This window comes from Lysinibacillus sp. (assembly GCF_032093475.1).
Classification (GTDB): domain Bacteria; phylum Bacillota; class Bacilli; order Bacillales_A; family Planococcaceae; genus Lysinibacillus; species Lysinibacillus irui.
Genome location: NZ_DAMDAY010000006.1, coordinates 59,116 through 81,526 on the forward strand (window position 1 = coordinate 59,116; position 22,411 = coordinate 81,526).

Genomic DNA, 22,411 nt, shown 5'->3' on the forward strand with positions numbered 1-22,411 from the left:
TTCAGGTAAAGTCATCTTACGTTTATCAATTTTAATACCATGCACTTTTTGTAATGCATCAGCAATTTGCTTTGTAGATACTGAGCCAAATAGACGGCCACCTTCACCAGATTTTGCTTTTAGCTCAACTGTTAATTTTTCAACTTTTTCTTTTAACGCTTGTGCTTCAGCTAATTCAGCAGCAGCATTTTTAGCTTCTAATTTTTTTTGTCCCTCTAATTGACTTAATGCTTGAGCATTTGCTTCTGCAGCATAGCCATTTTTAATAAGGAAATTTTGTGCATAGCCATCAGCTACGTTTTTAATTTCACCTTTTTTTCCTTTTCCTTTAACGTCTTTTAAAAATACTACTTTCATTAGTCCGAACTCCCTTCAATGACCTCATTTATGGCCTCTTCTAAATGTTTTTTCACGCCATCAATGGATTTAGCATCTATTTGGCAGGCGGCATTCGTTAAATGTCCACCACCGCCGAGCCTCTCCATGATTAGCTGTACATTGACCTCTCCAAGCGATCGTGCACTTATACCAATTTTTCCATCTGCTCGATGCGCAATGACAAAGGATGCACTTACATCTTTCATAGTTAGCAAAATATCTGCTGTTTGTGCAATTAAGACAGAGTCATACACTTTCGAATCTTCACCAACAGCAACAGCAATTCCAGGTTTTACAAATTTGACTGTTTGCACAATTTTAGAGCGCTCAATATATGTGTCCACATCCTCTTTTAAAAGGCGCTGCACTAATACTGTATCCGCACCGTTCGTCCGTAAATAAGAAGCCGCTTCAAATGTACGTGCTCCCGTTCGAAGTGTAAAGCTTTTGGTATCGACAATAATACCTGCCAGTAAAGCAGTGGCCTCTAGCATATTGATCTTCGCACGCTTCGGCTGATATTCTAGTAGCTCTGTTACTAGCTCAGCCGTAGACGACGCATACGGCTCCATATAAACAAGTGTAGGATTTTCGATAAAGTCTTCACTACGACGATGATGATCGATCACAACAACCTTTTCAGCTAGTTTTAATAAGTGTGCATCAATTACTAAATTAGGCTTATGAGTATCCACGATAACAAGCAATGATTTTTCTGTCATTTTCCCAGCAGCTTCTTCAGGTGTAAGGAAATTTTCATAGAAATCCGATTTACTCTCGATTTCATTCATTAGTCGTGTAACGCTACCGTTTAATTCATCAAAGTTTATAATGACATAACCCTTTACATCATTCATCTGTGCCATTTTCCGTACACCAACAGATGCCCCAATAGAGTCCATATCAGGATTTTTATGTCCCATTACAAACACTTGGTCACTGTCTTGAATTAAATCACGCAATGCATGTGAAATAACGCGCGCTCTAACACGTGTACGTTTTTCAACTGGATTTGTTTTCCCACCGTAAAATTTAAGTTTACCAGTAGGTTGTTTAATCGCCACTTGGTCTCCACCACGTCCTAGAACAAGATCAAGACTCGATTGTGCCAATTCACCCAACTCTACTAGCGAGGATGATCCAGCTCCTACACCAATACTTAATGTTAATGATAAATTCTTTTGAGCTGTTTTTTCTCGAATGGTATCTAAAATAGCAAATTTTTTCTTTTCCAGCTCTGTTAAAATAGATTCGTTTAACACTGCTAAAAAGCGATCTGATGATATTCGTTTTACAAATACGCCATGCTCAGCAGCCCACTCATTGACAATTGATGTAACCATCGTATTGGTTAAACTACGTGGTTGGTCATCCATAGCTTGCGTGATTTCATCGTAATTGTCGACAAATAATATAGCGATAACTGTACGATCTGCGTAGTATTGCTTTTCAATGGCAATCTGTTCTGTTATATCAAAGAAATACAGTAGACGTTCCTCTTTTTTATAATAAACACGATATTTCCGATCACGTAGTGTAATCGTAGCCTCATTTGTTTCTTCGGTCTTCATTAGTACATAGATGTCATCAGATATATTAACAATACCTTCTCCAACTAATGACTCCATATTTAAAATGCCTTGCATATATGGATTGGACCATTCTATTTCATATTGCTCGTTAACCAGCAATATGCCAATCGGCATTTCTAGCAATGCCTCTTCTCCTACTTTTTTCATACGGAAGGAAATGGATTCAATATGCTTCTCAGTTTCTTCAAAAGCTATCTTTTCGACCTTCCATGTGTAAGCCATCAATAAAACAAAACCTATTCCATAACCGATACCTATCCCGATATTCCAAATACATAGAAGCACGAACGTCACAATTCCAAATATGGAAAGAACAAAAAGCGGATAGCGAATTGGTCGTTTTCTAAAAGTACCCATTACAATCAGCCCCTTATTCTTTAGTCTTCCCCTTTACAAGTGAACGTACGTCAAAGCCTAAATCAACGATACCGAGTAAGATCATGAAGGATGATAATGGAATAGCTAACAAAGTAGCAACCCATTTTACCCCATTTGGCATCCCTTTTTTTGAAATGAAGTAATGGATAAAAGATATCCCTTGTAGAATGAGTAACAACCATAATATATAAGAAACATTCAATACAATTATATCTAACGTAGATCCGGCCTCTGGACGCATAAATAAATTAATGCATAAAACAATCATGTAATACCATAAAATAGAGCGTGGTAATCTCATATTTTGAAACGGAGCAAACTTAGGAATATCTACTCCCAGTCGTTTTAATGCAGGTAAGTTTAATGTAATGATAATAAATCCAGCAAAAAATGCTGAAATTGTAATCGTTGCAGGCATAGTTAGCTCAATTGTTTTAAACATTGCCTCAAGCTGTTCTGGATTTATAGCTACCTGGCCAGTGACATTCTTCGCAAATTCATTTGATTGCTCGTAATTTTGTCGAGCTACTTCTAAACTCATATTAATAAAGTCTATTCCCGTCAGTTTTACATAAGCAATATAAACAATTGCCATGGAAATTAGATTAGCAATCCCCGTCGACATAAATAAAAAGAGCTTACTTTTCTTCAAATAAATTGCGTTACCCATTACGACACCCACTAGCCCTAAAATAAAGGCAAATGGTAGCATGGATATTCCACTTGTTATCGTGGTTAGGATACAGCCTACTATTGCAACAAGTATGGATGTGGAACGCTTGTAATTTGCGCTATACCAAGCAATCGGTAGTGGAGCAAATATTAAAGCTACTATAAAGATGAATGGTACATATGCAGAAATAAGCATTAATATCGTAAAAAGTGCAACCATCATTGAGCCTTGGACAAGCGCTTTTGTTTGATTATTCGGCATTGAAAACCTTCCTTTTTTTCAGTCAAACTTACTATCCTTTATTGTACCATTTTTTCATAGTGTTGAACAAAAATCGCTTAGATCACTATATGCTTTGTTATCAATTTTATCAAACAACTGCCAATTCCATTTTACCATAACAAAAAACCAGCATACCCCGATACGAATATCGTAATATGCTGGTATTTAAAATTGATGTAAGGTCAGTTACCTTAACGTCATCAATCTTATTTATCTTCTGCTACGAATGGAAGTAATCCCATGATACGAGATACTTTGATAGCTGAAGTTAATTTACGTTGGTACTTAGCGCTAGTGCCAGTTACGCGACGTGGTAAGATTTTACCGCGCTCAGAGATGAATTTTTTTAATAAATCTACATCTTTATAGTCGATATGCGTAATGTTATTAGCAGTGAAGTAGCAAACTTTACGGCGTTTGCGGCCTCCGCGACGTGGTGCCATAGTATGTCTCCTCCTTATCTTTTTTTATATTATAGAAGCATTAGAATGGAAGATCATCCTCAGATACTTCTATCGGTCCTTTGCTATTCGCAAATGGATCCTCATCTACACGTGTATAATTCGGCTGATTCATAGGTGGTTGATTTTGTTGATAAGTATCGCCGCCATAGGAACCCTGCCCTGGCATAGCGCCACCAAACTGTTGTTGTGGTTGACCACCGCCATATGACGGTTGGTTATTACCGTAAGTTTGTCCACCACCGTATTGAGGAGCAGCAGCGCCGCTACCATTACGTGGTTCTAAAAACTGTACGCTATCCGCCACGACATCTGTTGTATATACTCGCTTACCGTCTTGTCCTTCATAACTGCCCGTTTGGATACGACCTTCTACCCCAATTAAACTTCCTTTTCGCATGAAGTTCGCTAGGTTTTCGGCCTGTTTTCGCCATGCAACACAGCTAATGAAATCAGCTTCGCGTTCACCTTGTTGATTTGAGAATGCACGGTTTACAGCAACTGTAAATCTTGTAGACGCAATTCCGTTCGGTGTATAACGTAGCTCAGGATCTTTTGTTAGTCTTCCAACTAATACGACACGGTTTATCATCAGAATACAACCTCCTTTTCAGCGTTTTGTTAAAAGTCAATAATTAAGCTTCTTCGCGAACTGCAATGTGGCGAATGATGTCTTCGCTAATGTTAGCTAGACGTGTATACTCGTTAATTGCTTCTGAAGGAGCGTTTACTTTCACGATTTGGTAGTAACCTTCGCGGAAGTCTTGAATTTCATAAGCTAAGCGGCGTTTGCCCCACTCTTTTGATTCGATGACTTCTGCACCGTTAGAAGTTAAGATTTCGTTGAAACGTTCAACTAAAGCTTTCTTCGCTTCGTCTTCAATGTTCGGACGTACGATGTACATTAATTCGTATTTTCTCATCTGTTTACACCTCCTTATGGACTTAGGCTCTCCTATGTAAGGGAGCAAGGAGCAAGTAATATTATTACTCACATCAATGAATTGTAACATATAGGTACTTATCTTTCAAGTCGCAAACTAATAATTCGGTATATAATAAGAATATATATTGCAATCTTCCATGAAAGGGGCGATTCAATGCTACCAAATAAAGAGCCAATTGTTATTGAATTAGATATAAAAAAATTGATGATTGATAATTTGGTTATCACAGGTGGTCTTGTTATATTATTTACAGCCATTCAATATATTTGCTTTAAAGATTTTCATTTTTCTTTTTGGAATATGATTGTTGGTACAGTACTCTTTGTGATTCTATACATTATTTTTATTGTTCTACATGAGGCATTTCATTTAATTGGTTTTATGATTTTTGGCAAAGTACCCTTGAAGGCTTTAAAATATGGCATAAATTTAGAGCTTGGTGTTGCTTATGCGACTACAGTACAACCTCTCTCCAACCAAGCAATGAAAAAGGCATTATTACTACCTTTTTGGACGACTGGTGTTCTTCCGACAATTGCTGGGTTTTATTTTAATAGTACTGTTTTAATAATCGTAGGAGCTTTTTTAATGGCTGGTGCAATAGGTGACTTTGCCATGTATAAAGAATTAAGGAAATATCCAAAACAGGCTCTTGTACGAGATGATCCTAAATTACCGAAACTTTACGTATATACTCAACAGAACGAAGATAACTCACTATAAGTTAGAATCTGTAGCATTGAGATAAATAGCTGCAGATTCTATCTATTCTTTAAGGCGTTAAAAATCCGTGCTGAGCTGCGGTATATAAATTTCTCCATATACGATTAAGCGTAGATGTTTCTGTAATAGCCTCCATACCAAGACTTCGTATTAAATGATTTGCTATGACAATGCAAGCAGCAGCAATCTCTTTACTCATTTGTGTAAATTGAGATTGTTCATCTTCTGTTAAAAGGACACCCTGTTGGTGTTTTTGCCAAAATAAAGTCAATGTTGTATAGAACCGCTCCTCATATTGCTTATAATGCTTCTGCTGCTGCATCAATAAAAATTGTAATGCCCCAATCCGTTCAGCTCGATTGATATCATGATTTCGTTGCTTTGTTAATTTATATGCTTCTTCTAAGAAATTTTCGGTAATACCAAGACAAACGCTTAAAAACGAAGCCTCCGCAAAAGTTACAAATGGAAAGCTATGTACTGAGTTGCCATAACTATTTTTTATTGCTCCTAGTTGAAACGTTGCTTCTTCGGGTACCCAAATATTATTCACACGAATCGTATGACTGGCTGTTGCCTTCAATCCCATCGCACACCAATCATTCAATATCTCAACGTCTTGTGGACTCACTGAACAACTAATAATTTCATCTTTTTTGATCCCGTCTTCTTCAATAAAGCAGTTCATTGTAAAAGTAGACGCATAATTGGAGCCACTGCAGTACTTCCACTGTCCCGTTACAACATAACCACCCTCTTCTTTCACAGCTATTCCTGTTGGATAACCACTACCTGCTATGACTGCATCCTTAGGCATAAAAATTTTCTCACAAACATTTGCACTGAAGGTTGGAATAAACGCATTCCCCCCTGTACCAATTGTAATTAGCCAACCAAAATTCCCATCTATAGCTGACATCTGCTGAAATACTTTTACACCTTCCACTAAATCTAAATCCTTACCACCTAATTCTTTTGACATGAACAATTTAAACAATTTTTGTTCATAAATAAAATCAAGTACATCTTGTGGTAGCTTTCCAAGCTGCTCAAACTCTAACCCGCGTTCTTTAATCTGTAAAAGATTCATTTGTATAACTGCCCCCATTACTAAAAATTCTGATAACGGATCCATCAAAAAAGGGCAACCATTGTAGATTGCCCCTGTCCATTTTTATACATTAAAGCGGAATAACATAATATCGCCGTCTTGTACTTCATAATCTTTACCTTCAAGTCGAACTTTACCAGCTTCTTTAGCTGCTGCTTGAGAACCTGCCTCTAGTAAATCATCATAAGCAACCGTTTCTGCTCGAATAAAGCCACGTTCAAAGTCAGTATGAATAATACCTGCACACTGTGGCGCCTTCATACCTTTACGGAACGTCCAAGCACGTACTTCTTGTACACCTGCAGTAAAGTACGTTGCTAATCCTAATAAATCATAAGAAGTACGGATTAGCTGATCTAAACCTGATTCTTTAATGCCTAGTTCTTCTAAGAACATAGCTTTTTCTTCATCATCAAGCTCGGAAATTTCTTCTTCGATTTTTGCGCAAATTGTAATTACTTGAGCACCTTCAGCTGACGCATACTCACGTACTTTTTTCACATACTCATTGTTGTCTGCATCTGCTACTTCATCTTCTGAAACGTTTGCAACATAAAGCATTGGTTTAATTGTTAGTAAATGAAGACCTTTAATTACTTTTAGCTCATCATCTGAAAGTTCTGCAGCACGTGCTGGTTTACCGTTTTCTAATTGTTCTTTAATTTTTAGAAGTACTGGCTCTTCAATCATTGCATCTTTATCTTTTTGTTTTGCCATTTTACTAACTCGTTGTATACGTTTATCTACTGATTCTAAGTCAGCTAGCGCAAGCTCTAAATTAATTACCTCGATATCATCAATTGGATCTACTGCACCTGATACGTGTGTAATGTTTTCATCTACAAAACAACGTACAACCTGACAAATTGCATCCACTTCACGAATATGAGCTAGGAATTTATTCCCTAATCCTTCACCTTTGGAAGCACCTTTTACAATTCCTGCGATATCTGTGAATTCAAATGCAGTTGGCACAGTTTTTTTCGGTACAACTAATTCTGTTAATTTATCTAAACGTGCATCTGGTACTTCAACGATACCAACGTTCGGATCAATCGTTGCGAATGGATAGTTTGCAGCCAATGCGCCCGCTTTTGTAATTGCGTTAAATAATGTTGATTTTCCAACGTTAGGTAAACCAACGATTCCAGCTGTTAATGCCATGAATGGACACAACCTTTCTATACTCAGTTCAAATTTTCTCTCATATAACCTTATCTATTATATTGATTCGCTCATAAAAAGTCTAATATGCCTGATGTTAAGCCTCATTAGCAGATATTAAAACCTTTTTCATTTTTTTCTCAAATTCACGGCGCGGAATCATGACACTATGCTGACACCCTTCACATTTAATACGGACATCTGCGCCCATACGAATAATCTTCCATTTATTTGTACCACATGGATGTTGTTTTTTCATTTCAACGATATCATTTAAACCAAATTTTTTAGCTTCCATGTTATTCACTTCTCCCCTCATCTTTTCCATAGAACATCATTTTTGGATAGGCCATTGGTATGTTATTTTCTTCAAAAAGTTTTGTAACATCACGGCGAATTGTACGTGCAACGCCATATTGTTGCTGTGGTAATGTTTCAGCCGCTATACGTATTGTTACCTCAGTCCCTTTAACATTTTGCACACCTAAAAAAACCGGAGTCGTTATTAATTCCTTATGCAATGTAGGTAATGTCTCTAAATACTTATTAATAACCGCTTCAGCTTTCCCAAAATCAGCAGCTGTGGTCATTTGTAAATCTATAAAAATTTTGGAGTTGTTAACAGAATAATTGACGACCTCACCAATTGCACCATTTGGGATGATGAACTGCTCCCCCGTGGCTCCATTAATTTTTGTAGTACGTAAACCTATTTCTACAACTGTACCTTCTGCTGCATTTATTTTTATATAATCCCCTACACCAAATTGATCTTCAAAGATAATGAAGAATCCAGTAATAACATCCTTTACTAAACTTTGAGCACCAAAACCTATTGCTAAACCAACAATCCCTGCACCGGCCAATAGCCCTGCTACCTTTATATTTAAAGAAGAAAGAATTCCTATAATCGCTGAGAAGTAAACTACATAAGAAATCACACTTTGTAATAATCTTGCAATTGTTCGTTGACGTCGCTCTGAGTGGTTTAATGGGGAACGCATTCGTATTAAGAACACTTTTTTAATAAATTTTTTACCTAATCTTACAGCTAACCATGATGCTAATAAAATGAGCACAATCTCTATGGATGCATCAATCACATGATCCCAAAGTTCCTCAGATGTGAGCTTATCCCAATATCTCTCCATTAACTTTTTTTTATTCTCTTCCATCATTACCACCTCTTGAATAACTTGCTAAAAATTTGCGTATACTGCATAAAAATTGAGCACTTCTAAATATAAAAAGAAAGTGAGTTTTTTTATGAATACTATACCAAATATGTTACTACCTTATTCCCTTCATCACGAGAGTAAAAATGCTGTTTGGCAATTAAGCACATTATTTTTAGAACATATACCGTTTCATCATGAACGTTTAATTTTTTGTTGTATTGGCAGTGACCGCTGTACAGGTGATACACTTGGACCATTAACAGGTAGCTTTCTAAAAAAATCAGTTAGCTTTCCCTATGAAATTGTTGGTTCTTTAGAAGATCCTTTACATGCTCTAAATCTTGATTCTACTATGCAACAGCTACACAATCATACTACAAAACCTTTTATTATTGCGATTGATGCCTGTCTTGGCAGTGAGCAAAATGTTGGCCATATTTCAGTTCAAAGCGGTCCTATTTTTCCCGGCAAGGCTGTAAAAAAAGAATTACCTCCAATCGGAGACATTTCCGTTAAAGGAATCGTCAATATTGGAGGCTTTATGGAAATGCTTGTTTTACAAAATACAAGACTTCATATTTCTTATGCTATGGCAGAAAAACTTTCTAGAGCTTTATTATTAGCTGCCCACCGTTATTCACTGAAAAGTGTAGAAGATGGCAACCATAACGCCAACAACGATAATACCTGGCAGCAAGTTAGCAGCTTTGATTTTAGCTAAACCAGCAATGTTTAACCCTATTGCCATAATCATTACGCCGCCAACAGCAGTCATTTCAGTAATGTACATTTCTAGCGCCGCATCAGGTATAAAGGAGCTTATAACGCCCGCAAAAAGTGCAATTAAGCCTTGATAAGCAAAGACAGGTACAGCCGATAGCATAACACCTATACCTAATGTGGATGCTAAAATAATGGATGTAAATCCATCTATTAATCCCTTTGTAATTAAAACATTGTGATCATTACGTAGACCACTATCGAGTGCACCGATTACAGCCATCGACCCAACAACAAAAATTAGAGAAGCAGTGACAAAGCCCTCTGCGATGCTTATTTGGTTTTGATCATTCCGTTTTGTTCGAAATAATGACTCGACCCATTTTCCAAGCCGATTCATTTGCTTATCTAAATCCAACCACTCACCTATTACTGTACCTACAACTAAACTTACTACTAATATAATAAAGTTATCACTTTCAAAGCCCATTTTTATCCCTAACAATGTGACCGCTAAACCAATAATGGATAGGACCGTAGATTTCATAGATTCAGGAATATTTTTAAAAATGCGCCCCACTAATGCACCTGCTATAATTAGCACAGCATTAATCAATGCCCCTAGTATTACCACACTTAAGCCTTCCTTCTCTCTAAAAAATAGAGAGCGCCTGTTTGCTTGGCGCTCTGATTAAGTTATAGAAATATTATTTTATTCTTCCTGTAAGTTCAAAATTTCTAAAATACGTTCTAAATCATCTTCGGAATAAAATTCAATTTCAATTTTTCCTTTATTGTTTGTTTTTTTGATTTGTACATTTGTTCCAAAATAATCACGTAATTGGGATTCTTTGGCTGCTACAAAAATATCTTTCTTCTTTGGTGGAATTGTTTCACGTGAAACTTCTTCATTGATACTTTGTACTAGCATTTCAACCTGACGTACATTCAAGCCTAGGTTAATTACCTTATTGGCTACTTCTGAAATTCTTCTTTTATTTTTCAAGCCGAGTAAAGCCCGTCCTTGCCCCATTGATAACGTGCCTTCATTCATCAATTTTCGAACATCTTCTGGTAAAGCAAGTAGACGAACGTGATTGGCTATATGTGGTCTACTTTTTCCTAGCCGCTTAGATAATTCTTCTTGTGTTAAATGTAGGTTTTCCATTAAGCTCTGATAGGCTTCTGCTTCTTCAATAACTGTTAAATCCTCACGTTGGAGATTTTCTAAAATGGCTAGCTCCATCATTTGAGCATCTGATAGCTCTTTAATAATGACAGGAATAACCTCTAATTCAGCTAAGAGACATGCTCTATAACGGCGTTCCCCAGCAACAATTTCAAATTTACGTCCTTTTTTTCGAACAGCAATTGGCTGCAAAATACCATGCTCTTTAATAGAATCTGCTAGCTCCTGTAAACTTTCCTCATCAAAAATTTTACGAGGCTGATATGGGTTCGCAACAATTAAATCCAATTGAATTTCTTCTACTTGCCCACTTTGTTCTAAAGACTCTCCTGGAAATAGTGCACCAATGCCCCTTCCTAAACCTTTAGCCATTTTTTATCACTTCCCTCGCCATCTCCAAATAAACTTCTGCACCTCTAGATTTTGCGTCGTAAGTGATGATTGGTTGACCATGACTTGGTGCCTCACTTAATCGCACATTACGAGGAATGATCGTTTTATATACTTTATCTTGGAAATATTTTTTTACTTCATCAATAACCTGTAAACCTAAGTTTGTTCGTGCATCCAACATTGTTAAAAGAACCCCATCAATATAAAGCTGCTGGTTTAGATGCTTTTGAACAAGTCGAACAGTGGATAATAATTGACTTAGCCCTTCCAATGCATAGTATTCACATTGAACCGGGATAATCAGTGCATCTGAAGCAGTTAATGCATTAATTGTTAAAAGTCCTAAAGAAGGAGGACAGTCAATAATAATATAATCGAAATCTTCTTTAACATTTTGCAGTGCATGTTTTAATCGCACTTCTCTTGAAATAGTAGAAACCAACTCAATTTCGGCACCTGCAAGTGAAATTGTTGCTGGCACGATTGATAAATTTTCAACATTTGTTTTTTGAATGACATTTTCTACATCTTCGTCGTCAATGAGCACATCATAAATACAGCCCTGTATTTCTCCTTTATTAATACCAAGTCCACTTGTTGTATTCCCCTGCGGATCAGTATCAATTAAAAGCACTTTCTTACCTAAATAAGCTAGGCAAGCGCTCAAATTGACCGAAGTTGTTGTTTTACCTACGCCACCCTTTTGATTGGCGATTGCTATAATTCTACCCATTTAAAAGCACCTGCTTTCATCTATCAAAGTTTACTTTGACAAATCATTTGTAAAATCACTCTTTAATCCGCTATCTAACTCTCATTCTATCAAAAAAATTGAAGAGAGTTGTATAAAATATTAAGAATATATACAAAAAAGGAGATATCTCATTTATCTTTCTGAGATATCTCCTCTGTACAGTGTTCGATAAAGCTCTAAATTACTTTTTTAGAATAATTTATTACACCTTTTTCTTTTTAGGTATCTTCACTGTAATTTGATAATATTCTTCTGTATCTTCTTCTTCTGTTTTCACCGTAATACCGCTTTTTGTTACCATTGTTAACGATTGTTTAATCGTATTTAAAGCAATGCGTACATCTTTACTTATAGCTTTTCTCTTTGGCTTTGCTTTCCTTGGTGCCGATTCTTCCTGCTCGTCTGTTACTGGATTTAATATTGTCTGAATTTGTTCCTCTAATTGACGAACATTCCAATCATTATCAATCGTTTGTTGTAAAATTTCTAATTGTAATGGTTGATCTTTTACTGCGATTAATGCACGTGCATGTCGTTCAGATATTTGGCGCTTCAAAATGGCTTGCTGCACTTCTTCCGGCAACCTTAATAAACGTAATTTATTGGCTACAGTGGATTGTCCTTTTCCAAGTCGTTGGGCAAGTGCTTCCTGTGTAAGCTCATGAAGCTCTAATAATTTTTGATAGGCTACCGCTTCTTCAATTGCAGTTAACTCTTCACGCTGTAAGTTCTCTATTAACGCAATAGAAGCTGTTTCCTTATCAGTTAAATTACGTACAATAGCAGGGACCTCTGTCCATTGTAGCTTTTTCATCGCCCGATAACGACGCTCACCGGCAATGATTTCATATTGATTTTCTGATGTTTTACGTACAACAATTGGCTGAATCACACCATGTGTATGAATGGTTCTTGATAATTCCTCAATTTTTTCATCATCAAAAATAGTACGTGGCTGAAAACGGTTAGGTACAATTTGATTAATAGGCAACTTTATGACTTCTTCCGCTGCATGAACCGCCTCTGCTTGTTCTACTTCATTTTTCACAATAGGCTCCGTTTTACTCCCGCCTCCAAAAAAACGTGAAAAAGGACTTTTCATCCAAGTGGCACCACCTTTAAGTAACTATCTTGCTCTGTGTCATTCTATTATTATTTATTATATTTCTCCAAATGTATATAGTTCATAGATGTCTTTTGCGTGAACCATCCATAACTAGTATGTATGCTCAAAATAGAAAAAATATTTTCTACTTTGAGTAGTTTCACATGAAACACTAATTATTGAATCGGTGTTTTATTTGGTACACCTGGCTTACGCGGGTATTTTTTCGGTGTTCCTTTTATTTTATCAAATATATATAAAATGCGGTCACTTTCTTCAATAGGTAGCTTGAAAGAAAATTCTTCTCTTAGTTTAACACCTAATGTTGTTAAAGCTTTTTTAGCATCCTTTAATTCTTCTGCCCCAGCTGCAGCTTTTAAAGCAACAAAATATCCATCTTGTTTTGCTAAAGGTACGCATAACTCCGATAACACTGATAACCGAGCTACAGCGCGTGCTGTTACCACATCAAATTGTTCACGATATTTTACATTTTGACCAAACTCTTCAGCTCGTGCGTGTACAAAATGCATATTTTCTAATTGTAACTCATCACTTAGATGATTTAAAAATGTAATTCTTTTATTTAAAGAGTCGACAATTGTGACGTGTAAATGTGGGAAACAGATTTTAATAGGTATACTAGGGAAACCTGCACCTGCTCCAACATCACAAACAGTGGTTACTTTGGAAAAATCAAAATAGAAAGAGGCACTAATTGAATCAAAGAAATGCTTTAAATAAACGCCTTCTACATCTGTAATAGCCGTTAAATTCATCTTTTCATTCCACTCGACAAGTAGCTCAAAGTACTTTTTAAATTGAGAGATCTGCTTATCTGAAAGTACAATGCCTTTCTCTTTCAGTGCCTCTATAAATTGTTGTTCGTTCATGTAAAGTCTCCTTTATTAATCTAGCTATCCTGTTCTACCAATAGGATAACTTTAAAAATAGGAAGCGGGCACAATGGTATGCCCGCCCCTTATTTACTTTACTGTCTTATTAGCTGCTTACTTTCGCAATTTTACCTTGTTCAATGTAAACAAGCAGAATGGATATATCTGCTGGATTAACTCCAGAAATACGAGAGGCTTGGGCAATAGAAAGAGGTAAAACCTGTTTTAATTTTTGACGTGCTTCTGTTGCTAAACCAGAAATAGCATCGTAATCAATATTCTCAGGGATTTTTTTATTTTCCATTTTGTGTAGCTTCTCTACCTGTTGCAATGCCTTTTCGATATAGCCTTCATATTTAAGCTGTATTTCAATTTGCTCTTTCACTTCATCTGACAATTCAATTTCTGCCGGAATTAAAGAAGATATTAACTCATAATGCATTTCAGGACGTTTTAATAAATCTGCGCCACGAATACCATCTTTTAATTCACTACCACCAACTGAACGAATAACAGATTGCGTTGTCTCATTTGGTTTAATAATGACTTCACGAAGACGTGCAATTTCCTTTTCAATCAGCTCTTTTTTCTCATTGAATTTATTATATCTTTCTTGTGGAATCATGCCCATGTTATATGCAAGCTCGATTAAACGTAAATCTGCGTTATCGTGGCGTAACAATAGACGATATTCTGCACGAGATGTTAATAAACGATACGGCTCATTTGTCCCTTTTGTTACCAGGTCATCGATCAAAACGCCAATATAGGCATCAGAGCGACTTAAAATTAACTCTTCTTTACCAAGGACATTCGCAGCAGCATTCATTCCTGCCATTAAGCCTTGTGCGGCTGCTTCTTCATAACCAGATGTACCGTTAATTTGCCCAGCTGTATATAAGCCTTTAATACGTTTTGTTTCTAATGTTGGCCATAATTGTGTTGGCACTATTGAATCATATTCAATTGCATAACCAGCACGCATCATTTCCGCATTTTCTAAGCCAGGGATAGATTTTAGTAAACGTGTTTGAACATGCTCTGGTAAACTTGTTGATAAACCTTGAACATAGACCTCACGCGTGTTACGACCTTCTGGCTCCAAGAATATTTGATGTCGTGGCTTATCATTAAAGCGCACAACTTTATCTTCAATCGACGGACAATAACGTGGACCTGTCCCTTTGATCATCCCTGAATACATCGGTGAAAGATGTAAATTCGCTTCAATAATTTCATGTGTTTCAGGACTTGTATATGTTAACCAGCAAGGAAGTTGATCCATAATGAATTCAGTTGTTTCAAAACTAAATGCACGTGGAACATCATCTCCTGGTTGAATCTCTGTTTTGTCATAATCAATTGTACGGTTATTTACACGTGGTGGTGTACCTGTTTTAAAACGAACTAAATCAAAACCAAGCTCTTTTAAATTATCAGCTAAACGGATCGAAGGTTGTTGATTATTAGGACCGCTTGAGTATTTCATATCACCGATAATAATTTCACCGCGTAAGAAAGTACCTGTTGTCACCACTACTGTTTTAGCACGATAGACGGCTCCAATTTGTGTAATGACCCCTTTCACTTCTCCATCTTCAATAATTAACTCTTCAACCATTCCTTGATGGATTGTTAGGTTTTCAGTTTCCTCCAACACACGTTTCATCTCTTGTTGGTATAAAACTTTGTCTGCTTGTGCGCGCAATGCACGTACTGCTGGACCTTTTCCTGTATTTAACATTCTCATTTGTATATGTGTTTTATCAATAACTTTCCCCATGACGCCACCTAAAGCGTCAATTTCACGTACGACGATTCCTTTGGCAGGGCCACCGATAGATGGATTACACGGCATAAATGCAATCATATCTAAATTGATTGTTAGCATTAATGTGTTTGCGCCCATTTTAGCCGCAGCATGAGCAGCTTCTGAACCTGCGTGACCTGCGCCAATTACAATAACATCATACGTGCCTGCCTCATATTTTGTTGGCATGCTCGTATCTTCCTTTCCCTTTATAAATTTATTTTCCTAAGCAGAACTGTGAAAATAACTGATTAATTAGGCTTTCTTGTACTGTGTCACCAATAATTTCACCAAGTATTTCCCATGTTCTTGTTACATCAATTTGTACCATATCTACTGGTACACCCTCCTGTGCAGCTGCTATTGCATCTTCTACTGTTGCTTGTGCTTGGTGCAGAAGAGCAATATGTCTTGCATTTGAAACATATGTTAAATCGCCCGCTTCGATTTGTCCTTCAAAGAATAATGCTGCAATGGCTTCCTCTAATTCAGTAATGCCCTCCTCCTGTAACAGAGAAGTCGTGACAATACGGTGGTCACCAGCTAATTCTTTAACACGTGCTAAATCTATTTTTTGCGGTAGATCTGTTTTATTAACAATGACGATGTAATCCATCGAATCAATTGTTTCGAAAAGTCGCTCATCCTCTGCAGTCAATTCATCTGCATAGTTTAATACAAATAAAATTAAATCTGCTCCACGAAGAGCTTCACGAGAGCGTTCTACACCAATTCGTTCAACAATATCCTCTGTTTCCCGGATACCTGCTGTATCCACTAAACGAAGTGGAACACCACGTACATTGACGTACTCTTCTATAATATCACGAGTCGTACCTGCGATATCTGTCACTATGGCCTTATTTTCTTGTACTAAGCTATTTAAAAGCGAAGATTTCCCTACATTCGGACGACCTAAAATAACAGTTGATAATCCCTCGCGCAAAATCTTTCCTTGAGAAGATGTTTGTAGAAGTTTAATAATTTCATTTCTTACCCATGTACATTTCTCTACTAATACAGGGACCGTCATTTCTTCTACATCATCATACTCCGGATAATCTATATTAACCTCTACCTGTGCTAATGTCTCTAGTAAAGCTTGGCGTAAATCACCAATAAGTCTCGACAATTTCCCATCCATTTGGCCCAAAGCAACATTCATCGCACGATCTGTTTTTGCTCTTATCAAATCCATAACAGCTTCAGCCTGTGAAAGATCTATACGTCCATTTAAAAAAGCTCGTTTTGTGAATTCACCTGGCTCAGCTAATCTTGCTCCATTTGTTAAGGCAAGTTTTAATACGCGATTGACTGAAACTAGTCCACCATGACAGTTTATTTCTACAACATCCTCACGCGTGAATGTTTTAGGTCCACGCATCAGCGATAGCATAACTTCCTCTACTACCTCATTTGTTTTAGGATCAACTAAATGCCCATAATGAATGGTGTGCGAATCTTTCGTAGTTAAACTTTTTCCACCAGGTGATTTGAATATTTTATCTGCAATCGTTACTGCCTCGTCCCCACTTAAACGAACGATGGCTATGGCACCTTCACCCATTGGTGTGGATATCGCAGCAATTGTATCGAACTCCATTTAATGACCTCCTCAACGTTATCCACATGTGGATAATCAAAACCGACCAATACTTACTAACACCTTAGACTAACATATTTTCTGCAAAATCTAAAGTAAGGATCATTTCCAAATGTGGATAAAATCATTTTTATAGTTAATCTTATTTTCGACAAATATCGATATTCTCTGTCACATTAAAAAGGTCATTTTATCACGCAGATAAAATGACCTTTCAAAATATATTGTCTGTATGATTTTTGAGCAACAGTCTAACGGTTTTTTACTGGTTCAATTACTAAATAACGATTAGGTTCTGTGCCTTCTGAATACGTTTCAAGATCTAGACGATTTGCTAATTGATTATGAATTATCTTTCGTTCGTAAGACGGCATTGGTTCAAATGCCACACGTTGATTTAAGCGTAATGCTTTATCCGCCATTCGATCTGCCAATAATTCTAATGCTACTTGTCTACGTTCGCGATAGTTTTCTACATCTAATTTCACCATTAAAAATTGCTTAGCACTTTTATTTAATATTAGTTGCGTTAATTGCTGTAAGGAATTTAGTGTTTGACCTCGTTTCCCGATAAGCAGTGCCGCCTTCTCACTTTTTAATTGAAATAATACATATTTCCCTTCACGAGTCGTAGCAATATCAAGATCATGAATATCCAGTTGTTCAGCAATGCTTACTAAATACGCTTTTGCATCTTCAATTGGATTTGCTGAATCTACTTCTTCATTTTGTTCTTTAACGACTTGTTGAACAGCTTCGATTTCACTTGGTTGTTCAGAAACTTGTGAACTTATTGTTTCAACATTATCTACTGCCAGTGGTTCGTCTAATTGTGTCGTATTTTGCGGTTCGGCTTTTTCGTTTTCAATTGTCGGAACCTGAACTTCCTTTATAGTTACACGTACCTCTGCAGAACGTGCACCAAAACCTAAAAATCCTTTTTTACCTTCTTGTAAAACTTCAACATCTACTTGTTCACGGGTTTTGCCAAGTTTCTGTAACGCCAATGAGATCGCTTCTTGTGTTGTTGCGCCTATTTGCGTAAGTTGTTTCACTTTTTAGCCCCTCCATTTTGAGCAGGTTGTGTTTTATCTTTATTCCAAGGTTTATAAATAAACAGGTTTTGGAAAATCGAAATAATATTCCCGATTACCCAATATAGTGATAATGCAGCTGGTAAGGCCATACCAAAAGCAATGATCATGAATGGCATAATATACATCATAATTTTCATTTGAGGATTATCCATTGCTGGTCCTGTACGCAATACGATAAATTGCATTAAACCTGCCGTAATTGCTAATGCAGGTGCAGGATCTGCTAACGGGAAGATAAAGAAATTCCCTAAATCAAATGTAGATGTAGCATTCATACGACTAATTGCATGATAGAAACCAATTAAAATTGGCATTTGAATGATTACTGGTAAACATCCAGCAAGTGGGTTTACTCCAGATTCACTCATTAGCTTCATCATTTCTTGCTGATATTGTTGCTGTGTCTGAGCATCCTTAGAAGCATACTTCTTTTGCAATTCCTTCAATTTTGGCTGAATTTCTTGCATCTTTTTAGAGCTCTTTGTTTGTTTAATCATTAAAGGTAAAATTGCTAAACGAATAATAATTGTTACGGCAATAATCCCCCATGCATACGTACCGAGCAGATCAGCAAAGTATTTTATCGCTGATACCAACGGCCAAACAATGAATTCATTCCAGAAGCCTGTGCTGTCTTTGGAAATTGGTTCATTGAATTCTGTACAACCAGAAAGTAGTAAGGCTACTGATACTAGTGACAAAATTACCCAATGTTGTTTTTTCAACCTTCTTCCCCCTACAATTACTATTCACTTTTTCTTAATTCTATATGCATTTTTTCATTCACAGACAGTTTCCTACCACAAGATCTGCCGGCTACTTTACCTAAATTCTGTCAGCGTTTTGGACGTCCTCAATAAAGATAAAGTTATCAGTTATTTTATCACGCCTATAACGTTCACTCTACTAAATATTCTAACTACATAAATTTATTCATAAGTTATGTTGCGAAATTTACATACTTTTAGTGAAATACAGTATTTCATATACCCCTATGCGTATATTCCCCTTACTTATTATCGTATGCAAATTCGCTGTACACTACTATTAACAGGACAGACATTTTTCACCACTTGCTTGCATACATTACACTTTCTTCATAACCTTTGCGATTCGTAGTACATGCTGCAAACTCTGTTTCACTTCATGAAAATCCATAGTGGCCGCCGGTTGTCTGGCGATAATAACATAATCCATATTCGGCTTTAAATCATTCTTTAATTCCTGAATACTTTGTCGAATATAGCGTTTTATTTGGTTGCGTGTTACCGCATTCCCAAGCTTTTTACTAACTGATAAACCTACACGAAATTCGGTTTGCCCCTCTTTTGCTAAAAAATAAACGACAAACTGACGATTAGCGAAAGATTTACCTTTTTTAAACACCTTTTGAAAGTCATCATTTTTTTTCACTCTTTGGCGTTTTTTCATTTCTTTCACCTGCTATTAGATAATATCTTTTGATCCTCATTTCTAGGTTTACCAAAAATAAAGAAAAAAAAGACCACTGATGTGGCTCAGTGGACTTATTTTATGCTGATAAAACTTTTCTTCCTTTACGACGACGAGCAGCAAGAACTTTGCGTCCGTTTTTCGTGCTCATACGTGCGCGGAAACCGTGAACTTTGCTGTGCTTACGTTTTTTTGGTTGGTAAGTACGTTTCATTTATATAGACACCTCCTGAATGAGTTGAATTTTTCAACATACAGACTCGAATATTATATAAAGTATCTAGTTATTTTGTCAATGTATTTCATAAATTTCTTTTAGTCATCCACTCTACTTATTTTTTTATTCATCTCAATTTCTATTTAGTTAACATTTGTATTCTCATAAATAACGATTAATTATTTCCCATGAACATAAAATATTTATCCACAGAGTACTTGTTTTTTTTACACAGAGTTGTGTATAGTATTTTTTGCATTATTTTTTATCCACAACAATTATCTACAGCTTTTTCACATAAGCAGTGCTTGTGGACAACTCTGAAGTGCATAACTACAAGCTATGTGGATAAGTTTCATAAACTATTGAAATAGCTTTGTTTTTCTGATACGATTACTGTGCTTCACTTTGTTGAAAACTGAAACGAACATTTTAATTATCCACAACTGTTAATATGCTGTGGATAATTTTTATCACAGCCTTTGGTTAACTTTTATCCACAACTTGTGATTATGTGGACGAGTTGTAAAATGAACGTATTTACCATTTCTATAAATGCGATTTTTTTATGTATTGAACACTGTAAAGGAGATTAGCAGCTTGGAACATTTAGAAGAACTATGGAATAATGTCCTGGCTCAAGTTGAACAAAAAATTTCTAAACCAAGCTTCGAAACGTGGCTTAAGTCTACAAAACTACTATCTTACAATGGTAGTGGCTCTACTGTAACGATTGCTGCGCCAAATTCGTTTGCTCGAGACTGGCTTGAGAATCATTATATTCATTTGATTACAGGTATATTAACGGAGCTTACAGGCGAAGACTTGCTTATTAAATTTGTTGTTCAAAAAAACCAGGATTCGGACGATTTCGATTTGCCGGCGCCGATTATCCAAGCAAAAAATAACGATCACCATGATATTTCACCAGGTATGTTAAACCCGAAATATACTTTTGATACGTTTGTTATTGGCTCTGGTAACCGCTTTGCACATGCTGCCTCGCTAGCAGTCGCTGAAGCCCCTGCGAAAGCTTATAATCCATTCTTTATTTATGGGGGAGTAGGGCTTGGTAAGACACACTTAATGCATGCAATTGGCCATTATGTTTTAGAGCATAATCCTAATGCGAAGGTAGTCTACCTATCATCTGAGAAATTTACAAATGAATTTATTAACTCAATTCGTGATAATAAAGCACTTGATTTTCGCAATAAATACCGCAACGTGGATGTACTGCTAATTGATGATATTCAATTCCTAGCTGGAAAAGAATCAACTCAAGAAGAATTTTTCCACACTTTTAATACTTTACATGAAGAATCAAAGCAAATTGTTATATCAAGTGATCGACCTCCGAAAGAGATTCCTACATTGGAAGATCGGCTACGTTCACGTTTTGAATGGGGGCTAATAACTGATATTGCGCCACCTGATTTGGAAACTCGTATTGCTATCTTGCGTAAAAAGGCAAAAGCAGATGGTCTAGAGGTTCCAAATGAAGTAATGCTTTATATTGCGAACCAGATTGACTCCAATATTAGGGAGCTTGAAGGTGCGCTTATTCGCGTCGTCGCCTATTCTTCACTGGTAAACAAAGATATTACGGCAACATTGGCAGCCGAGGCTCTAAAGGACATTATCCCTAACTCAAAGCCACGGACTGTGACAATATTAGACATTCAGAATGCTGTAGGAGAGCATTTTAATATACGTTTAGAAGATTTTGCTGCTAAAAAACGTACTAAATTAATTGCCTTTCCACGTCAAATTGCAATGTATTTATCACGCGAATTAACAGATTTTTCGCTGCCGAAAATTGGCGAAGAGTTTGGTGGCCGTGACCATACGACTGTCATCCATGCACACGAAAAAATATCTTCTATGTTGAAAAATGACGTTCAACTTCAACAAGATGTTAAACAAATTCGTAGCATGCTAGGGAAGTAATTGCTGTGGACAATCCAACTATTTAAACACAAACTTATACACAGTCTATCTACATGTGGATAGACTGATTTTATTCATAAAACTATACTTATCCACAAATCCACAGAGCCTATTACTATATCTTTTTTATTTTATATAAATAAATAATATAAATATGTGAGGGAAAACGAATGAAATTTGATATTTTACGTGACCGTTTATTAGAGGGTTTAAATGATGTCATGAAAGCCGTAAGTTCTAAAACAACTATTCCTATTTTAACTGGGATTAAAATTGATGTAACAGAAGAAGGCATCCGCTTAACAGGTAGTGATGCAGATATTACAATCCAAACTTTT

Annotated in this window: 24 protein-coding genes and 1 pseudogene; 4 read left to right on the forward strand and 21 right to left on the reverse strand. The window is 36.4% G+C overall.

What is annotated here, in order from left to right:
- The 6 genes from rplI to rpsF form a co-directional block, all read right to left on the reverse strand.
- Nucleotides 1-357, reverse strand: a 357-nt coding sequence (gene rplI / locus RT445_RS02945) for a 50S ribosomal protein L9 (RefSeq protein WP_313469654.1), incomplete at its 3' end; no start/stop codon positions are given.
- On the reverse strand, nucleotides 357-2,327 hold the full coding sequence (locus tag RT445_RS02950; protein WP_274795085.1) for a DHH family phosphoesterase: 1,971 nt from the start codon (nucleotides 2,325-2,327) through the stop codon (nucleotides 357-359). The genes rplI and RT445_RS02950, both read right to left, overlap by 1 nt.
- Before the next feature lie 13 nt (nucleotides 2,328-2,340).
- Complete coding sequence (locus RT445_RS02955; protein WP_274795086.1) at nucleotides 2,341-3,282, reverse strand: YybS family protein; 942 nt, start codon at nucleotides 3,280-3,282, stop codon at nucleotides 2,341-2,343.
- 227 nt (nucleotides 3,283-3,509) lie between these two features.
- Nucleotides 3,510-3,746, reverse strand: a complete 237-nt coding sequence (rpsR, locus tag RT445_RS02960; RefSeq protein WP_012296211.1) for a 30S ribosomal protein S18 — start codon at nucleotides 3,744-3,746, stop codon at nucleotides 3,510-3,512.
- 40 nt (nucleotides 3,747-3,786) lie between these two features.
- Nucleotides 3,787-4,356 (reverse strand): single-stranded DNA-binding protein, encoded by a 570-nt coding sequence (gene ssb, locus RT445_RS02965; RefSeq protein ID WP_274795087.1) that lies wholly within the window; start codon nucleotides 4,354-4,356, stop codon nucleotides 3,787-3,789.
- Nucleotides 4,357-4,399: 43 nt separating this feature from the next.
- Complete coding sequence (rpsF, locus tag RT445_RS02970) at nucleotides 4,400-4,687, reverse strand: 30S ribosomal protein S6 (protein WP_274795088.1); 288 nt, start codon at nucleotides 4,685-4,687, stop codon at nucleotides 4,400-4,402.
- A gap of 177 nt (nucleotides 4,688-4,864) precedes the next feature.
- Between rpsF and RT445_RS02975 the strand changes: the two genes are divergently transcribed.
- A complete protein-coding gene (locus RT445_RS02975) occupies nucleotides 4,865-5,434 on the forward strand; it encodes a DUF3267 domain-containing protein (RefSeq protein ID WP_312506360.1) in 570 nt (189 codons plus the stop codon).
- 49 nt (nucleotides 5,435-5,483) lie between these two features.
- On the opposite strand, the gene RT445_RS02980 is transcribed toward RT445_RS02975, so the two are convergent.
- The 4 genes from RT445_RS02980 to RT445_RS02995 form a co-directional block, all read right to left on the reverse strand.
- Nucleotides 5,484-6,569, reverse strand: a complete 1,086-nt coding sequence (locus tag RT445_RS02980; RefSeq protein ID WP_313469657.1) for an acyl-CoA dehydrogenase family protein — start codon at nucleotides 6,567-6,569, stop codon at nucleotides 5,484-5,486.
- Between the two features lie 39 nt (nucleotides 6,570-6,608).
- Entirely contained in the window at nucleotides 6,609-7,709 is a 1,101-nt protein-coding gene (gene ychF, locus RT445_RS02985; protein WP_274795091.1) for a redox-regulated ATPase YchF, read from the reverse strand.
- Nucleotides 7,710-7,806: 97 nt separating this feature from the next.
- Complete coding sequence (locus tag RT445_RS02990; protein ID WP_274795092.1) at nucleotides 7,807-8,007, reverse strand: DUF951 domain-containing protein; 201 nt, start codon at nucleotides 8,005-8,007, stop codon at nucleotides 7,807-7,809.
- A 1-nt stretch (nucleotide 8,008) separates the two neighbouring features.
- The gene (locus tag RT445_RS02995; RefSeq protein ID WP_274797397.1) at nucleotides 8,009-8,884 is read right to left on the reverse strand and encodes a mechanosensitive ion channel family protein; all 876 of its coding nucleotides are present in this window, start codon (nucleotides 8,882-8,884) and stop codon (nucleotides 8,009-8,011) included.
- Nucleotides 8,885-8,975: 91 nt separating this feature from the next.
- Between RT445_RS02995 and yyaC the strand changes: the two genes are divergently transcribed.
- Complete coding sequence (yyaC, locus tag RT445_RS03000; protein WP_274795093.1) at nucleotides 8,976-9,608, forward strand: spore protease YyaC; 633 nt, start codon at nucleotides 8,976-8,978, stop codon at nucleotides 9,606-9,608.
- On the opposite strand, the gene RT445_RS03005 is transcribed toward yyaC, so the two are convergent.
- From RT445_RS03005 to rpmH, 11 genes are all read right to left on the reverse strand, one after another.
- A complete protein-coding gene (locus RT445_RS03005) occupies nucleotides 9,525-10,241 on the reverse strand; it encodes a DUF554 domain-containing protein (protein ID WP_312506359.1) in 717 nt (238 codons plus the stop codon). The genes yyaC and RT445_RS03005 overlap by 84 nt on opposite strands.
- Nucleotides 10,242-10,319: 78 nt before the next feature.
- Complete coding sequence (locus tag RT445_RS03010) at nucleotides 10,320-11,168, reverse strand: ParB/RepB/Spo0J family partition protein (protein ID WP_312506358.1); 849 nt, start codon at nucleotides 11,166-11,168, stop codon at nucleotides 10,320-10,322.
- Complete coding sequence (locus tag RT445_RS03015) at nucleotides 11,161-11,922, reverse strand: ParA family protein (RefSeq protein ID WP_274795096.1); 762 nt, start codon at nucleotides 11,920-11,922, stop codon at nucleotides 11,161-11,163. The genes RT445_RS03010 and RT445_RS03015 overlap by 8 nt, the downstream gene beginning before the upstream one ends.
- Nucleotides 11,923-12,145: 223 nt before the next feature.
- On the reverse strand, nucleotides 12,146-13,045 hold the full coding sequence (gene noc / locus RT445_RS03020; RefSeq protein WP_274795098.1) for a nucleoid occlusion protein: 900 nt from the start codon (nucleotides 13,043-13,045) through the stop codon (nucleotides 12,146-12,148).
- 179 nt (nucleotides 13,046-13,224) lie between these two features.
- Entirely contained in the window at nucleotides 13,225-13,941 is a 717-nt protein-coding gene (gene rsmG / locus RT445_RS03025; RefSeq protein WP_274795099.1) for a 16S rRNA (guanine(527)-N(7))-methyltransferase RsmG, read from the reverse strand.
- A gap of 109 nt (nucleotides 13,942-14,050) precedes the next feature.
- Nucleotides 14,051-15,943 carry a tRNA uridine-5-carboxymethylaminomethyl(34) synthesis enzyme MnmG gene (gene mnmG, locus RT445_RS03030; protein ID WP_274795100.1) on the reverse strand — a complete coding sequence of 631 codons (1,893 nt, stop codon included), beginning with the start codon at nucleotides 15,941-15,943 and terminating at the stop codon, nucleotides 14,051-14,053.
- 28 nt (nucleotides 15,944-15,971) lie between these two features.
- The gene (mnmE, locus tag RT445_RS03035) at nucleotides 15,972-17,357 is read right to left on the reverse strand and encodes a tRNA uridine-5-carboxymethylaminomethyl(34) synthesis GTPase MnmE (protein WP_274795101.1); all 1,386 of its coding nucleotides are present in this window, start codon (nucleotides 17,355-17,357) and stop codon (nucleotides 15,972-15,974) included.
- A gap of 251 nt (nucleotides 17,358-17,608) precedes the next feature.
- Nucleotides 17,609-18,412, reverse strand: coding sequence for an RNA-binding cell elongation regulator Jag/EloR (jag, locus tag RT445_RS03040; RefSeq protein ID WP_274795102.1), 804 nt, complete (start codon nucleotides 18,410-18,412; stop codon nucleotides 17,609-17,611).
- Nucleotides 18,409-19,179, reverse strand: coding sequence for a membrane protein insertase YidC (yidC, locus tag RT445_RS03045; RefSeq protein ID WP_274795103.1), 771 nt, complete (start codon nucleotides 19,177-19,179; stop codon nucleotides 18,409-18,411). The genes jag and yidC overlap by 4 nt, the downstream gene beginning before the upstream one ends.
- A 361-nt stretch (nucleotides 19,180-19,540) precedes the next feature.
- Nucleotides 19,541-19,885, reverse strand: a complete 345-nt coding sequence (gene rnpA / locus RT445_RS03050) for a ribonuclease P protein component (RefSeq protein ID WP_274795104.1) — start codon at nucleotides 19,883-19,885, stop codon at nucleotides 19,541-19,543.
- 100 nt (nucleotides 19,886-19,985) lie between these two features.
- Nucleotides 19,986-20,120, reverse strand: a complete 135-nt coding sequence (gene rpmH / locus RT445_RS03055) for a 50S ribosomal protein L34 (protein ID WP_004233310.1) — start codon at nucleotides 20,118-20,120, stop codon at nucleotides 19,986-19,988.
- Nucleotides 20,121-20,678: 558 nt separating this feature from the next.
- On the opposite strand from rpmH, the gene dnaA reads away from it, so the two are divergent.
- Both dnaA and RT445_RS03065 read left to right on the forward strand, forming a co-directional pair.
- Nucleotides 20,679-22,073, forward strand: coding sequence for a chromosomal replication initiator protein DnaA (dnaA, locus tag RT445_RS03060; protein ID WP_396631744.1), 1,395 nt, complete (start codon nucleotides 20,679-20,681; stop codon nucleotides 22,071-22,073).
- Between the two features lie 170 nt (nucleotides 22,074-22,243).
- Nucleotides 22,244-22,411 (forward strand): annotated as a pseudogene (locus tag RT445_RS03065) (DNA polymerase III subunit beta); the annotation flags it as partial.